The sequence below is a fragment of the Vibrio diabolicus genome, from assembly GCF_011801455.1.
Classification (GTDB): Bacteria; Pseudomonadota; Gammaproteobacteria; order Enterobacterales; family Vibrionaceae; genus Vibrio; species Vibrio diabolicus.
Genome location: NZ_CP042452.1, coordinates 1,473,819 through 1,488,834, shown reverse-complemented (window position 1 = coordinate 1,488,834; position 15,016 = coordinate 1,473,819). Strand labels below are relative to the sequence as shown.

The following is a 15,016-nucleotide window of genomic DNA, read 5'->3' as shown; positions in this document are numbered from 1 at the left end:
CTAACTAAATTTAGGTAAGTACTATGAATGACTTCGAAAAAGAACTAGAGCAGATTTCTCAGGAAGCCGCTCAGGAGCCAGAAGTAAAACTGCCGTCGCTAGAAGAGCAAAAAGCGATCGTCGCTGAGCTAAAAAAGCTGGAAGCAGAAGGTAAGTTGACGCCAGAAGTGTTAGAGCAACACTTTGGTAAATTTAACCAAAAAAACTCTGTTCCAGTTCACTAAGCTAGGGTGAGGTTTCGGCTCTAACGGGCGCGACAAAATCACCAACTCAAATACAAAAAGGGAGTGTATGCTCCCTTTTTTAATGCCTGAAAAATGCTAATACCTCTTACAGACTTGCCACTTAAAAATTATTGACACTTCAATGAGTTATTAATTAGTACTAGTTATTTTCATACTTGACAATACTACTGCTCTATCTAAATCTATTGCGTATTTCAATAAAAGCGACCAAGGGAATGCGATCAGGATGGAGCAACAAAAAACAAGAAATGTCATTTTAATCACGGAGGGCAGTCTGCAGTCATCTCTGCTGAAAGATGTATTGGAGACCAAACTCGGTATTAGTGTTGCTCTAATCACACCAGACTCTCTTATTCACGGAGCGTTAGATTCGCCTTTAGCGTCAGCCATTATTGTTGATTGCAGCGTGATCACTGATGAAATCTTTCGGCGTTATTCGGAATTTAAAGAGTCGCAACAGAAAGATACGCTCGAAATCTTAATTAATTGTGATCAATCCATTTCGACTGAAGATCTTTTTGCTTGGCGTACTCTAGCAGGTATTTTCTATACCTCTGATGATATAAAAACGCTGCAAGTTGGGATTGGTAAGGTACTTCAGGGGGATATGTGGTTCAGCCGTAAGTTTTCTCAGCAATACATTACTCACCTTCGTCGCCACTGCAAACCTATAAATAAGAATGTTCCCGCTATTTTGACCAAACGAGAGCAACAAATAATTACCTTTCTCTCTATGGGGGCTTCCAATCAACAAATTGCCGAACAACTATTTGTGAGCGAGAATACGGTAAAGACTCATTTACACAATATTTTCAAGAAGATTGAAGTAAAAAATAGAGTCCAAGCACTTATTTGGGCGAAAGAAAATATTTCGGATAACTCGTTAACAGTGTAATGTTCTTGAAATATTGCGTTATTTAATTTAGTGAATTCTTAATCATTACTGTGACCTAAATGTGTTAAAAGTGTTTCTTTTATGAGAAACACTTTTTTTGATTCTCTTTTTAATAACTTTGGAATTTAAAAAAGTAGCAAATAACTTTACTCTGTGGACTAGCACTTACATATCACACTAAGTGCGGACGATTAACGACTAATTTAAGAATGTTAAGTCACTGAAAGTATGAGAAACATTATGGAACAGTATATGGAAAAGCCTGAAGTCCTAATGCTCACTCAACAAAGTTTACAGAGTGAAAACTTTAAGGAAATGCTTTCTAAAAATATAGAAACTAAAATAACGATCATAGATACTAAAAACCCTAGTTATCACGAACTCATTCCGGAACGCTACTTTTTGCTTGTTGATTTTTCAGTTGAGATTCCATCCGAAACTTTAGTTTATTTAAAAGATAGTAATAAAGTGCTAGGAACCATAATGCTTAATTTAGGTTATGACTTAGACACAGAAGAACTCGCCTCATGGCCGCATGTAAAGGGTATATTCGGTCCGGGAGACTCCATGGACAAGGTGTGTCAGGGGTTAAAAGCAATAATAAAAGGAGATAATTGGCTGTCTCGAAGATTACTGGATCAGCTGGTTAATTATTATCGAGGAAAAGAAGCGAATAGCATTATTGAGCCCGCTATCGAGGTAGAGCTTACTCGGCGTGAAATTCAAGTTTTAAAAATGTTGAAAGAAGGAGGCTCAAATATGGAAATTGCTGATTCTTTATTTATCAGTGAGCATACTATTAAATCACATCTATACAATATTTTTAGAAAGTTAGAAGTAAAGAACCGTACGCAAGCAACAAGTTGGGCTAGGCGAAATCTGTAGTACTAGTATTAACTTACTGTAATAAAAAGAAAATACTCTATAAAGTACTAAGTTTTATATTTATTATTAAAATGTCAGTCTGAAATATCATCCCATATTCAAACTTATTCCTATTCGGTTGACTATTAGACTTCTCATGTCTGTTACAAATCTACTCAGACATAGAATAAAAGGTCTATTCAATTATTAAGACAAGAGGGAATAAAAATGAGCACAAGTGACAATGACACGTATCTAGGCGATGCAGGTGTAAATAACCAATTTGCTGATTTCGATGGCGGCGATGACTTGTTTATTGGTTTTGGTGGTAATGATTCGTTTGTTGGCGGTGGCGGTAACGATTATGTGATCGGCGGCGACGGTGATGATCGCCTAACTGGTGGTGCTGGTGATGACATCCTAAGGGCTGGTACAGGAAACGATTACCTCGGCGGTGGTACAGGTAATGATTTGCTTTTGGGTTTGTTGGGTGACAACAAACTAAATGGCGGCGTCGGTGAAGATATTCTTGTAGCTGGTTCTGGTGATAATGTTCTAGTTGGCGGCAGCAATGGCGATAAGTTTGTGTTCACGGATAAGTTTGGTGGCCATGGCGAAGCAAAAGTTGTGGATTTCACCATTGGTGAAGATTCTTTGCACATTATTAGCGACTCGGTCACAGACTTCGGTGATTTAAGCTTTAGCTATGATGCTGTAGGTAATGCCGTGTTTACCGATGGTGCTGATCTAACCGTGAAACTCATTGGCGTTACCGAAACTGACATCAATACTTACGGTGCGGATTTATTTGCAATCTAAATGACTTAAATCACTCAGAATGGGATTTAGTTTGTGTGGCTCTGTCACGCTGAGGTGAACTAACTCGGTCATTCTAGAGTGTATTTGAGGCTGTCTTAAGTTAGGTGCTAGCTTTTGCTAGCGCCTACATTTTCAATTTAAACGGAAATAGTCGTGCAAAAAACGGTTTTCAAAGAAGTGAGACAAAAACTATGCACGCTTGCGGGCTTGCTAATCGCTTTTAGCCTTTTTATCAACTTACTAGTCCTCTCGATACCCTTGTACATGCTTCAAGTGTACAACCGAGTGATATCCTCCTATTCAACCGATACTCTACTTTTGCTCACTATTATCGTGATTGTCGCGTTACTAACCATGTCGATTATTGATATCGCTCGCGCCCAAATGAGTAAATCATTTGGTTATTGGATGGACACCAAACTGTCCACTTTTATGCTTAAGCGCAGCATTCAATACCAATCGCACACAGGGAAGAGTTACACCTCGCAAACGCTGCGAGACATTCAGAACATCAAAAGCTTTTTGAGCAGCCAAGCACCCTATCCACTATTGGATGCGCCTTGGACACCGCTGTTTATTTTGTTCGTATATTTATTGCACCCAGTATTGGGTCACATCGCGTTACTCGGGTCTATCGTATTGTTTAGTCTCGGGCTACTCAATGAGCTAATGACGCGTAAAACCATGCAAGAGAGTGAAGTTAGGGCGATCTCTCATATCAACAACGCCGAGCTAGCCACGCAAAATGCCAATTCAATTCTTGCGATGGGGATGATGAACGCGTTTTTAGAGAAATGGCAGTCGCGCGTGAATGAAGTCAATATGCTCGAAGAGCGAGTGGCAGGTAAGTCCATTTACATGGCTAACTTTTCTAAGTTTGTACGTGGTTCACTACAGATCTTTTTGTTGGGAGGCGGAGCATGGTTAGTGATCCAACATGAGATTACTGCGGGAGCGATGATCGCGAGTTCCATTTTAATGAGTCGGGCACTCTCGCCGATGGAGCAGGCGATTGGAACATGGCGAAGTGCTATGTCTGCTAAAGGCGCGTATAAACGACTAAAAGAAATCGACGCAATCGTGCGCCAAGATGAATCGAATATGCCACTGCCAAAGCCAAAAGGGCACTATGAACTTACTGGACTTGCTTATCGCCATCCTGGCACAGCAGAGCCTGTACTCTCATCGATCAACTTATCTATGCCTCCCGGAGTCGCTGTCGGAGTTATTGGCCCTTCTGGTACTGGTAAATCGACGTTTGCTCGGTTGTTATTAGGTACGATCAAGCCATTAGCAGGTAAGGTTACGCTTGATGGTATGGAAGTGTCTACTTGGGCATCGGAAGATCGCGGCGCCCATTTTGGTTATCTCGCTCAAGAAGTAGAGTTGTTTCCTGGCACAATTCGGGAGAACATCGCGCGCTTCAAAGAAGAAGACCCCGCTAAAGTCATTAAGGCGGCGCAACTAGCAGGATGTCATGAATTAATACTCAAGAAAAACAAAGGCTATGATTTCGTTATTGGCGAAAATGGCCGTGGTTTATCTGGAGGAGAGAGGCAGAGAATCGCACTTGCAAGAGCCGTTTATGGCGATCCATCTATTGTGATTTTCGATGAAGCTAATGCCAACCTTGATGGTGAAGGAGAGGCTGCATATCAACGTTTGATTGCCCATTTAAAGGCGCAAGGATCAACGATTATCGTCATTGCCCATAATCCGAGTACATTACGACAAATGGATAGATTGCTGTATTTGGCTGAAGGTCGAGTCAAATTATACGGTGCTAAAGATGAAGTATTAAAACGCTTGATGGGCGAAGAAAGAACAGATATTCCAAGGGTAAGAAATGAGCAATCAACTGCCAGCCGTTAATCAGCATCCGTCTGAAACCGTTTATCGTTTTAGTCCGCAAGCGAAACTAAGCTTTCGAAAGCCAATTTTACTTGGTGTCGTGACGCTAAGTGTTTTTCTTGGCGGTCTAGGCTACTGGGCTGCGACAGCGAAATTAGAGAGTGCTGCGATTGCTTATGGCGATTTGTCTGTTCTCACTAAGCGCCAAGAAATTCAACATCTAGAAGGCGGCATTATTGAAAAGCTGTACGTGCAGGAGGGGGACTTAGTTGAAAAAGGTCAATTATTAATTCAACTCTCTAAGCGACAAGCTATGGCGAAGTTGGATTCATTAAGTGGTCAGTTTATTCATACTCTAGCGAAGGAAAACCGTCTAAGTGCTGAGCTAGATGAATTGCCAACGATCGTATGGTCTGATGATCTTGAAAGTATTCCTCGCGTCGATATCGTCCAAGAAGCTCAACTGGTTCAAAACAAGATCTTTGAAGCGAGAAAGCGATTCTTTGATAGTAAGCTGAGCATCATTGAGCAGAGTATTTCTGGAGCAAATTTGGAGCTGGAAAACCTCCAGCAAACCAAAGTAATTGAGAGAGAAAGACTCAATTTTATCGCCGAAGAAATAGACAGTAACCAAGCTCTAGTTCAAAAAGGCTTTTCGGGTAAATCCACCTTGCTTCAACTCAAACGTCTTGCGGCGGAAGTGCGGAGTACCTTAAGTCAGTTAGATAGACAATCACTCACAGTAAGCAAAAGGTTGGATGAAAACCAAGCGCAAATTGAAGAGTTGAAGCTTGAAAGACTGAATGAGATTGTCGAGGAGCTACGAAACACCAAAAAGGAAATCGTCGCCATTCGTGAAGAGTATCGCTCAGCCCAAGATATTGTAGCGAGAACAACCATCAATGCACCTATTGCAGGCCGTGTGGTCAACATGCAGGTGTTTACCGAAAAAGGTGTGATTGGTTCGGGTGAAACGCTATTAGAGTTGGTTCCTCAAGACGATAAGTTGTTAGTCGAGGCTCGCGTGAATCCTCAGGATATCGATTTAGTTAACCCAGGTCAGCAGGCGCATGTTCGTCTGACCGCTCTGAATGCTAGAACGTTGGCACCATTAGACGGCACGGTGTTAACGATTTCTGCGGATAAGCTTTCACAAGAAAACCAAGAGGATTTTTACCTCGCTAGAATTGCAATTTCGCAAGAAGATGTAGCCAAACACCGCTTAACTTCAGGAATGAACGCGGAAGTGCTTATTTTATCTGAACCGCGAACGCCTTTAAGTTATTTAATAAAGCCAATCACTGAAAGCATGAATCGCGCCTTTAGAGAGGAGTAATCTCAAAAGTACTTGAGTGAACACGGACAACTGACAAAATAATTTGTTATGGTTACCCGTTACTAGGCCGTATTTTAATTCTAAGGGAGCCGTGGAATGGAGAAAGTGCAGTTAGTCGTCGATTTTCTTCTCACTCATAAACTGATTTTTACCGCACTGATCTTTGTGATTATGTGGTTAATTCGTCGTACCATTTTATCGATGATTCGTGGTGACCATGCCTTTCTTTCTGAAGATCAGCGCAGCTGGATGTCCAGAACTAAGAACGGCACCTTTGCCGTTACATTACTGATTTTATTTATTTTATGGCAATCAGAAATAAACGAGTTTGCTCTAAGTGTCACGGCGATAGCGGTTGCCATTGTTGTGGCATCCAAAGAGATAATTTTGTGTTTTACAGGCTCGATTCAAAGAGCAAGCTCACGTTCTTTTCGTGTCGGTGACTGGATTGAGGTCGGTAAACTGTGCGGCGAAGTGATCGAGCACAATATGATGGCGACGGTGATTCAAGAGATCGACCTGCACCATGGGCAATATCACTACACCGGAAAAACCGCGACCTTACCCAATAGTATGTTTTTTACTTACCCAGTAAAGAACCTCAATTTTATGAAGCGCTACGTCTACCACAATTTTTCTATCGTGGTGAAAGACTTCGTTAATTTGTATCCTCTGTTACCAATCTTGACCGACAAGATTGAAGAGCATTGTAGCTACTTCAGTGATGTTGCGCATCGCTACAACGCGATGATTGAAAAACACGCTGGGGTCGATCTTCCCGGTGCAGAGCCACATATGCATATTTCTAGCAATATCAATGGTGAGCAGATTTTGCATGTTATGATTTTCTGCCCGACCGATAAAGCTAACCACTTGGAGCATTTGATTCGTAAAGACTTTATGGAACTTTATGAGCAGCGCTTTCCTGTGGTGAGTGAAAAATAGAGAAGTGTCGTACGCTAGTTAAAACAAACCCCGCTATCAAACATAGCGGGGTTTGTTTTTCTAACGGTATTTCCAGCTCTAACTATATTCCCTGAATACTTAGCTGAATTTACTTTTCAGCATTAAAAACAGAAAGTAAGTACTGCCTAAAATAGCGACCAATGTGCCAGCTGCGACCTGACTTGGATAAATAGCGATTTGTCCCAGCCAATCTGCCCACAACATTAGGGTTGCACCAATTAAGGCTCCGACACTTAGTTGCTCTTTCACTTTTCTTGCTCCTAACATCATCGCCATATGGGGAGCGACCAAGCCAACAAAAGATATCGGACCAACTGTAGCGGTAGAAAAGGCGCATAATAAAGCAACGATGGTGAGCATTAGCGTATTGGCTACGGTGGGGTTAAGTCCTCGTGCATTTGAGAATTGTCGTCCGATGGAAATTAATGTTAGCCAGCGAGAAATCGCGAATACAGCGGTAAGCAGAACCATTATTGCCAAACATAGCATCAGTGCGGTGTCGGCTGTGACTCGATAAATTGAACCAGTTAGCCACAATAAAATTTTGTAACTGTCACCAGAACCTTGAGCTAGCGAAAATTGAACAAGGGCTTCTAATAGTGCCGTTAGTGCTATGCCGGACAACACGAAGTTAGATGGATTAAAATGGCTTCGTTTACCGATAATCAGCAATAACATCAATACGGACATACTTCCGAAAAAAGCGATACCCCAGTTAAATGCGGAGAGAAGTGACCCAGCGATGACTCCTGTCGTAATAATGGCAAACGTGGCTCCGGAAGACACACCGAGAATATCTGGGCTGGCCAGAGGGTTGTAAACAATGCGTTGCAAAATGATTCCGGCAACGGATAGCGCAATACCGACAGAAAGTGCGGTTAGCATTCGCGGCCAGCGTAATTGCCATTGGAACTCCCCTGGCACGGACCATTGGATCCCGTTTATACCATGGGTAACGAATGAGTAAGCTAGAATCCCAACCAGACTGAATAGCGCAATGCTGCATACCGCGCGTTTAGAAAGCGCCGTTTTTCCTTGGCTCATTGAAAGGTTAAGTTGATCGGTTGCCGTCAGCTTTTTACGAGTAAACCAAATTAAAGCGGGGGCGCCAATAGCTGCAGCCGCTACGCCGCTAGGAATGGTTTCCTCTAACCATAAGCTTAGTGAGATAGCGGCAGAGTCGGTGATGATTAACAGCATTGCGCCCAAAAGCATGCTGCTGATCAATTCGTCGCGCGGTGTTCTTGCCCCCATCGCTCTGGCAATATTGGGTGTCAGTAATCCGATGAAGCTGATAATGCCAACTGCGGTGATTGAGGCAGATACCAGCCAAATACCCATCACCATTAACGTGCCAAAAGCAGGTAATACTGCTAACCCACGCGCTGCTGCGCCTTCTTGTCCTAGTTTCATTAAGGTCAGAATGCGTGGTGCGACGATCAAAATTACGATTGCGATAGCGCAGCGAGGCAATAACCACTCAAACCAATCCCAGCTGTATTGTGAAAGGTCGCCCGCTCCCCACATAAAAATATTCTGTGCAAACTGAGCATTTAAAATAATGATGGCTGTGGCAATAGAGCCGAGCAGGATATTAATCACCATCCCTGAAACGACTAGCGGTAAACCCGTCATATTACGCACACCGGCAATAGATACGATCAGGCCAAACGCCACTAAGGCGCCTACCATTGCGGCTAATGCAGAGTAGTCGGCTACCCAATCAACAAACCAAATATTTACCAAAACTAATGCAAGCCAAGCGCCAGAAGAGGTGCCAAGAGTCAACGGCGAGGTGAGGTTGTTCTGCGTTAATTGCTGCATTAAGCTGCCGGTGAGACCAAGCATGGCACCAACAAGCAGGGTAATACTTAACCTAGGAAGCTGAGCTTGCGTAAAAAATACGTCACGAAATTCGCTCGCTACCTCTGGTTTTGTTAATAATTGCCACTGTTCGAAGAGTGATAAATTAGTGTCAATTTGTAGACTAAAGACGCTAAGTAACGTAATCAGCGCCAGATAACCAATATAATGTTTCGTTCTCATTGCTTTGGTGCCAACTCTATTAGACTGTCGGTAATCGCTTCAGCGGTGTATTGCAGAGACATAGCACCGCCATACGCCCACACTGCTCTGACTGAATTTACCCGCTGCTTCTTTACAAACGGCATCGCTTGCCAAAGTGGCGAATCTTTCAGTTTGCGTTCTTCTGGGAAAGGTTGTACGTAGAGAACGTAGCTGTTTTGAAGGTTTTGAAGTCGATTAATCCGATCTTGCTTTACGCCCCACGCGCGTGGAGCCTCTTTAATTGGAGCGTGTAATCCCAGCTTTCTGGCCACGTAGTCTGTGGTGGAATTTTCGGTTGCAAGAAACACCGTATTCGGCGTTGAAAAACGCATCACCAGAACACTGAGTGGCTCAGAGTAATAGTGGCGAATTCGCTGGCGCATCTGCGCAAATGAAGCATCTAATTCTGTCAGTTTCTGTTCAGTAAGTGCCTCTTTATTGAATAGCTTGCCGAGCGTACGAAAGTGACGAATAGCAGTCTCGGCCGCAGCCTCATTTTCAGAAAAATTAGGTAAATATATAACCGGAGCAATTTGTTTGAGTAACGGAATCAAGTCTTGCTGTGGAGACGCAGCAAGGATGACATCTGGCTTCAAGCTGGCGATTTTTTCTAAGTTGGGCTCTGCTCGGGTTCCAATATCTTCAATTGACTCTGGTGCAGTTGGATTGACGACCCATTGGCGGTAGCCTGGTAAATTTGGGGCTGCGATTGGTTCTACGTTTAGCGCCAAAACTTGTTCTAAGATGTCCCAGTTTAAGGCAACAACGCGTTGTGGCGCTTGCTCAAAACTATGCTCACCATATTCATCGGTAACGGTGATGACTGCATTTGCATTAGTCATAAAAAATGCCAACAGAAAAGCAGATTGTGTAACCACAGTAAGTAAACGAGCTATTATGCGCATACAACAGCCACCTTTTGGCTCGCCAATGTGTTGGCTGGAGTTGGATGATCAATGAGCTTAATCGGTGACTCATACAACTCAGAAAGGCGCTCCTCATCTAGCAACATGTCGGCGTTGCCTTCGAACGCAATTTGACCTTTCTTGAGCGCAACAATGTGGGTTGCATAGCGCAGTGCTAAGTTCAAATCGTGCAGGATCACGATAATGCCTACGTTCTCGGTTCTATTTAGCTCTGCAAGTAGCGCCATCAGTTGAAATTGATGGTGAACATCGAGCGCGGAGGTCGGTTCATCTAGGATCAAAATTGGTGATTGTTGAGCCAACAGCATAGACACCCAAGCGCGTTGGCGCTCGCCGCCCGATAAGTCATCCGCCAAAGCTTGAGCAAAAGGTGTAACTCCTGTTCGTTCCATAGCCTGCGTGATGATCTGTTTGTCTTCAGGTTTCCAACGACCAAGTGCGCCACGCCACGGAAAGCGGCCCAAGCGCACTAGCTCTTCTACCGTTAAACCAGCCGAGGAGGGCAGCTTTTGTGGCAAATAGGCGATCTGCTTTGCCAGCTCTTTGGTTTTGAGTGACGAAAGGGAAGTGTCGTTTAGTGTTACCGTGCCTTTATCTGGTGACATTTGACCAGAAAGCAAGTTCACCAGTGTAGATTTGCCTGAACCGTTATGGCCCAAAACGACAGTTAGTTCATTCGTTGGGATGTTAAGTTGGTCGATGCCGAGGATCTGACGTCCACCTCGAACGATCTCAATATTAGACAGTTGAAACATGGATGACTCTTAGGAGAAAACTCCCCTCAAGAGAGGGGAGTAGAAAGTTCAATTACCAGCGGTAGTTTGCGTTTAGCATGACAGAGCGAGACTGGCCGTAGTAACACCAGTAATCGCAACCTGAAACAAACTCTTTATCCAGAATGTTGTTCACGTTTAGCTGTGCTTGCCACTGTGAAGTGATGTCGTAAGTGACTGACGCATCCCAAAGAGTGACTGAAGGAATAGTTAGGTTCGAGCTCTTAGGGTTATCTTTTGACTCACCTACGTAGCGCACACCAGTACCGATATTGAGGCCTGGAATCAGGCTGTAGGCGCTGTAGTCTACCCATGCTGAAGCTTGGTGTTCAGGAATAAGTGCGGCTTGTTTTTTACCTTGGCCAAAGCTCTCATCTGTTTTCGCTTTGGTGTAGGTGTAGCTTGCCATCAGTTTTAGATCGTCGGTTAGCTGTGTTGTGCTTTCAAGCTCAATACCTTGAGAAGTCACTTCACCCGTTTGTGTCGCAATCCATGTTGATGGGTTGGTGACCAACGCGTTCTTTTGCGTGATGTCGAACCATGCAAGGTTGATAAAGCCATCCATAAAGTTTGGCTCATACTTCACACCCACTTCTACTTGCTCGCCTTCCAGCGGTTTGTATAGTTCATTGGTTGCCGCATCAATAGTGCTGATCACTTCAAACGACTGAGAGTAGTTTGCGTAAGGTGACAGGCCATTGTTTGCAAGGTACATCACACCCGCACTTAGAGAGAGCTGACCATCATCACGAGATTCACTTTGATCAACGGTAGCGCCTTTGCCAGAGTTTTCTGTTTTCACCCAGTCGTAACGAGCACCGATGTTACCAATCCACTGTTCATGCAGTTTCAATTGGTATTGTGAATAGAGACTTGCTTGAGATTTCTCAATCTCACGTTTCACGTTGTTGGCAGGATCAAGCGGGGTGAAGTTGCCGTAAACTGGGTTCCACGGATTGATGGTGCCAAATGCGTAGTTGTCTTGCTCGTCGCCATCGGTTTTGTGGAATTGCAGATCCATACCGATAAGCACTGTGTGCTCTGCGTTGTCTGTCATCCAGTTGCCGACAGCATTGTTATCGAACGTGATGCTCTGGTTTTTTCCGTCACGGAATACGATGCCTTGCGTTAACTCTTCTTTTGCTGGATCGTTGTTTGAGAACGCGTAAGAGCTGCGCAAGTACAACTCATTGGAGCCGTAGTTGAGGTTTTGCGAGAATGACCACGTGTCATTGATGTCGTGCTCTAGTAAGTAACCTAGAGAAAACTGCGTGCGTTCGTATTTATCGTAGTTTGGCTGACCAAGGTTAGTCGAAGGATCGATTTTGCCAAAGTTAGAACCAATCAGAGTACCTGCTGCCGGGAAGAATGGGTTAGTTGGTACACCGTCATCATGAAGGTAAGTAGCCAAAACGGTCAGCATTGTACGGTCAGAAATGTCGAACTCGACACTTGGCGCTAGGTAGAAACGCTCGTTATTTGTGCCGTCCAGTTCACCGTCTTGGCTTGTCATCAAGCCAACCAAACGATAGCGCACGGTGCCTGCGTCGTTTGCTTCGTCAGCAATGTCAAAACCTACGGATTGGTGTTGGTTGTTGCCAACTTCGACTTTTACTTCGCCTTGAGGCGTAAACGTTGGTTTTTTCTGCACCGCATTCACGATACCGCCTGGTGCCGATTCACCAAACAGAATAGCTGATGGGCCTTTAACGATTTCTACACTTTCTAGGCCGTAAGGTTCGACTAACCATGTGTAGTAACCATCGCGGAATAGGCGGTTGCCGTTTAGGTAAGTCGCAGCATCAAAACCGCGAACTTTGAACCAATCGGTGTCGTTGTCGGCGCCATAAGGCTGAGCGGTTACGCCAGATGTGTAGCGTAATGCTTCGTCCAATTTTTGCGGTGCACGAACACGAAGTTCATCTTCAGAAATGATAGATACGCTGCGCGGCGTTTCTGCCGCAGGGGTTTCTACTTTAAGTGCTTGCGCGGTGACCGTAATGGTCTCCATTGCAATAATGTCATCTTGTACAACGTCTTCTTGAGCTTGTGCTGTGAATGCAACCACTGCTGCTGTTGGTGCCAAAGCACAGACCAACGCGTTACGGATCGCGATGGCCAGTAAGTTATTCTTTGTCATAAATATATTCCCGACAATTATGATTAACGCTAAGCTTAATTGTAATTATTATCATTTGAACTTTTGTTTCGGTATTTTACTGACTTTTGTATCAAAAGATAGTAAAACGTTCGCAAATTCATTCGCGGTACTTAAAGTCGTTGTTATGTTCAATTGGTTTGAAAAACTGACCCAACCCTTTCCCCAGATGGAAACCGAAAAGCCACCGAAGACACTTTTTGGCTTCTGTCGCTTTTACACTCGTGGCTTTGAAGCCCCTTTACTTGTCATGGCTGTGTTCAGTGCGCTTATTGCCATTACTGAGGTGACGCTGTTGCGTTATATGGGTGAGCTCGTCGATATTCTCTCTAATCAAGATCGCGCAACATTCTGGCAAGACCAGGGTGATCGCATGCTAATGATGCTGTTCTTAGTGGCGGTTGTGATGCCAGCTCTCGGTTTTGTCCACTCAATGGTGATGCACCAAACGTTATTGGGTAACTACCCGATGTCTATCCGTTGGTTGATTCACCGTTACTTGCTAAAACAAGCGGTTGGATTTTTCCAACGTGACTTTGCAGGCCGAGTTGCGACCAAAGTGATGCAAAGTGCGTTAGCGGTACGAGAAACGGTCATGAAGTTGGTGGATGTACTGGTTTATATCAGCGTTTATTTTCTTTCGATGCTTTGGATGATGGGCGAGGCCGATGGTTTGCTGATGTTGCCTATTGTGATTTGGATAGGGATGTACGCGGTTATCCAGTTCTACTTTATCCCTAAAATGAAACAAGTAGCGACAGAGCAAGCGGATGCTCGTTCTGTAATGACTGGGCGCATTGTCGATTCTTACACCAACATTTCTACCATAAAACTATTCGCGCACTCGCAACGAGAGTTGGAATACGCAGAAAGCAGCATGAAGCAATTTTTGGTGACGGTTTACCGCCAAATGCGCATGGTGACTTGTTTGCTGTTTAGTGTTGATGCCATCAACTATTTACTGCTGATGTCTATCAGTGCCATTTCGGTTTATTTATGGCTAGATCACGCTGTAACAATTGGTGCTATTGCGATTGCCATTAGTATTGCGTTGCGCGTACAAGGAATGTCGAAGTGGATCATGTGGGAAGTTAGCGCATTGTTTGAAAACATCGGTACGGTAGTGGACGGTATTAATACGATTTCAAACGACGTTGAAGTGAAAGACATACCAAATGCCAAGCCTCTGCAAATCTCTCAAGGTGAGATCTGCTTTGATCACGTAGGTTTTAACTACAGTGATGAAAAGGCGGTATTTGAGAACTTGAATCTGACTATCAAACCGGGCGAAAAAGTCGGCATTGTCGGTCGCTCTGGGGCAGGCAAATCCACGTTGGTTAACCTGTTGCTGCGTTTTTACGACGTAAATACGGGGAAAATTTGTATTGATGGACAGGACATTTCTCAAGTCGAACAAGAGTCGCTGCGCCAACACATCGGTATGATCACGCAAGACACCTCTTTGCTGCATCGTTCAATTAAAGAGAACATTCTTTACGGTGATCCAGATGCTTCAATGGATGCCGTTATCGCAGCTGCTGAAAAAGCACATGCTCATGATTTCATTCAATCTCTACGAGACGAGCAAGGTAACGTTGGTTATGACGTTGAAGTGGGAGAACGCGGCGTGAAGTTGTCTGGCGGTCAGCGTCAACGTGTGGCGATTGCTCGCGTGCTGCTGAAAAACGCACCAATTTTGATCATGGACGAAGCAACGTCTGCACTTGATTCAGAAGTGGAGTCGGCAATTCAAGAAAACCTTGAAGTTCTGATGGAAGAAAAAACAGTGATTGCGATTGCTCACCGTTTATCAACGATTGCCGCGATGGATCGTTTGATTGTGATGGATGACGGCAAAATCATTGAGCAAGGCTCACACCACGAGCTGCTGCAATTGGGTGGTGTTTACGCTCAGTTGTGGAAGCATCAAACCGGCGGCTTTTTGTCTGAGCAAAGTGATGCTCAACTGCAAGTCATCTAATATGACGCTATACGAAAGAGGAGCAAATGCTCCTCTTTTTTATGTCTGCCGTTTATACCGAGTGAGTAGGCGTCAATGGGTGACGTTTACTTGTGATTATTCATTGAGTTAGGCCAACTTAATGATGGTTATGTT

At 44.1% G+C, this 15,016-nt stretch carries 12 protein-coding genes; 8 read left to right on the top strand and 4 right to left on the bottom strand.

The genetic code is table 11. The features are described 5' to 3' along the window. Positions 1 to 23: 23 nt before the first annotated feature. The 7 genes from FR741_RS21915 (at position 24) to FR741_RS21885 (ending at position 6,955) form a co-directional block, all read left to right on the top strand. The gene (locus FR741_RS21915; RefSeq protein ID WP_005392406.1) at positions 24 to 224 is read left to right on the top strand and encodes a restriction endonuclease subunit S domain-containing protein; all 201 of its coding nucleotides are present in this window, start codon (positions 24 to 26) and stop codon (positions 222 to 224) included. Between the two features lie 247 nt (positions 225 to 471). Further along, complete coding sequence (locus tag FR741_RS21910) at positions 472 to 1,140, top strand: LuxR C-terminal-related transcriptional regulator (RefSeq protein WP_150917684.1); 669 nt, start codon at positions 472 to 474, stop codon at positions 1,138 to 1,140. Between the two features lie 228 nt (positions 1,141 to 1,368). After that, on the top strand, positions 1,369 to 2,025 hold the full coding sequence (locus FR741_RS21905; protein ID WP_080619247.1) for a LuxR C-terminal-related transcriptional regulator: 657 nt from the start codon (positions 1,369 to 1,371) through the stop codon (positions 2,023 to 2,025). A gap of 207 nt (positions 2,026 to 2,232) precedes the next feature. Beyond that, entirely contained in the window at positions 2,233 to 2,823 is a 591-nt protein-coding gene (locus tag FR741_RS21900) for a calcium-binding protein (RefSeq protein ID WP_005392412.1), read from the top strand. 153 nt (positions 2,824 to 2,976) lie between these two features. Beyond that, complete coding sequence (locus FR741_RS21895; protein WP_167427709.1) at positions 2,977 to 4,695, top strand: type I secretion system permease/ATPase; 1,719 nt, start codon at positions 2,977 to 2,979, stop codon at positions 4,693 to 4,695. Beyond that, positions 4,670 to 6,010 (top strand): HlyD family type I secretion periplasmic adaptor subunit, encoded by a 1,341-nt coding sequence (locus tag FR741_RS21890; protein WP_047008476.1) that lies wholly within the window; start codon positions 4,670 to 4,672, stop codon positions 6,008 to 6,010. The genes FR741_RS21895 and FR741_RS21890 overlap by 26 nt, the downstream gene beginning before the upstream one ends. Positions 6,011 to 6,106: 96 nt before the next feature. Then, positions 6,107 to 6,955 (top strand): mechanosensitive ion channel family protein, encoded by an 849-nt coding sequence (locus FR741_RS21885; protein ID WP_005392418.1) that lies wholly within the window; start codon positions 6,107 to 6,109, stop codon positions 6,953 to 6,955. A gap of 99 nt (positions 6,956 to 7,054) precedes the next feature. Here FR741_RS21885 and fhuB read toward each other — a convergent pair whose 3' ends face one another. From fhuB to FR741_RS21865, 4 genes are read right to left on the bottom strand one after another with little or no spacing between them, the layout of a single operon-like run. Then, positions 7,055 to 9,022 (bottom strand): Fe(3+)-hydroxamate ABC transporter permease FhuB, encoded by a 1,968-nt coding sequence (fhuB, locus tag FR741_RS21880; RefSeq protein WP_167427708.1) that lies wholly within the window; start codon positions 9,020 to 9,022, stop codon positions 7,055 to 7,057. Then, a complete protein-coding gene (locus tag FR741_RS21875) occupies positions 9,019 to 9,948 on the bottom strand; it encodes an iron-siderophore ABC transporter substrate-binding protein (protein ID WP_167427707.1) in 930 nt (309 codons plus the stop codon). Before FR741_RS21875 ends, fhuB begins: the two co-directional genes overlap by 4 nt. After that, on the bottom strand, positions 9,939 to 10,724 hold the full coding sequence (locus tag FR741_RS21870; protein WP_048625354.1) for an ABC transporter ATP-binding protein: 786 nt from the start codon (positions 10,722 to 10,724) through the stop codon (positions 9,939 to 9,941). The genes FR741_RS21875 and FR741_RS21870 overlap by 10 nt, the downstream gene beginning before the upstream one ends. A gap of 52 nt (positions 10,725 to 10,776) precedes the next feature. After that, the gene (locus FR741_RS21865; RefSeq protein WP_167427706.1) at positions 10,777 to 12,882 is read right to left on the bottom strand and encodes a TonB-dependent siderophore receptor; all 2,106 of its coding nucleotides are present in this window, start codon (positions 12,880 to 12,882) and stop codon (positions 10,777 to 10,779) included. A gap of 145 nt (positions 12,883 to 13,027) precedes the next feature. Between FR741_RS21865 and FR741_RS21860 the strand changes: the two genes are divergently transcribed. Continuing rightward, positions 13,028 to 14,881, top strand: coding sequence for an ABC transporter ATP-binding protein (locus FR741_RS21860; protein WP_167427705.1), 1,854 nt, complete (start codon positions 13,028 to 13,030; stop codon positions 14,879 to 14,881). Positions 14,882 to 15,016 lie beyond the last annotated feature (135 nt).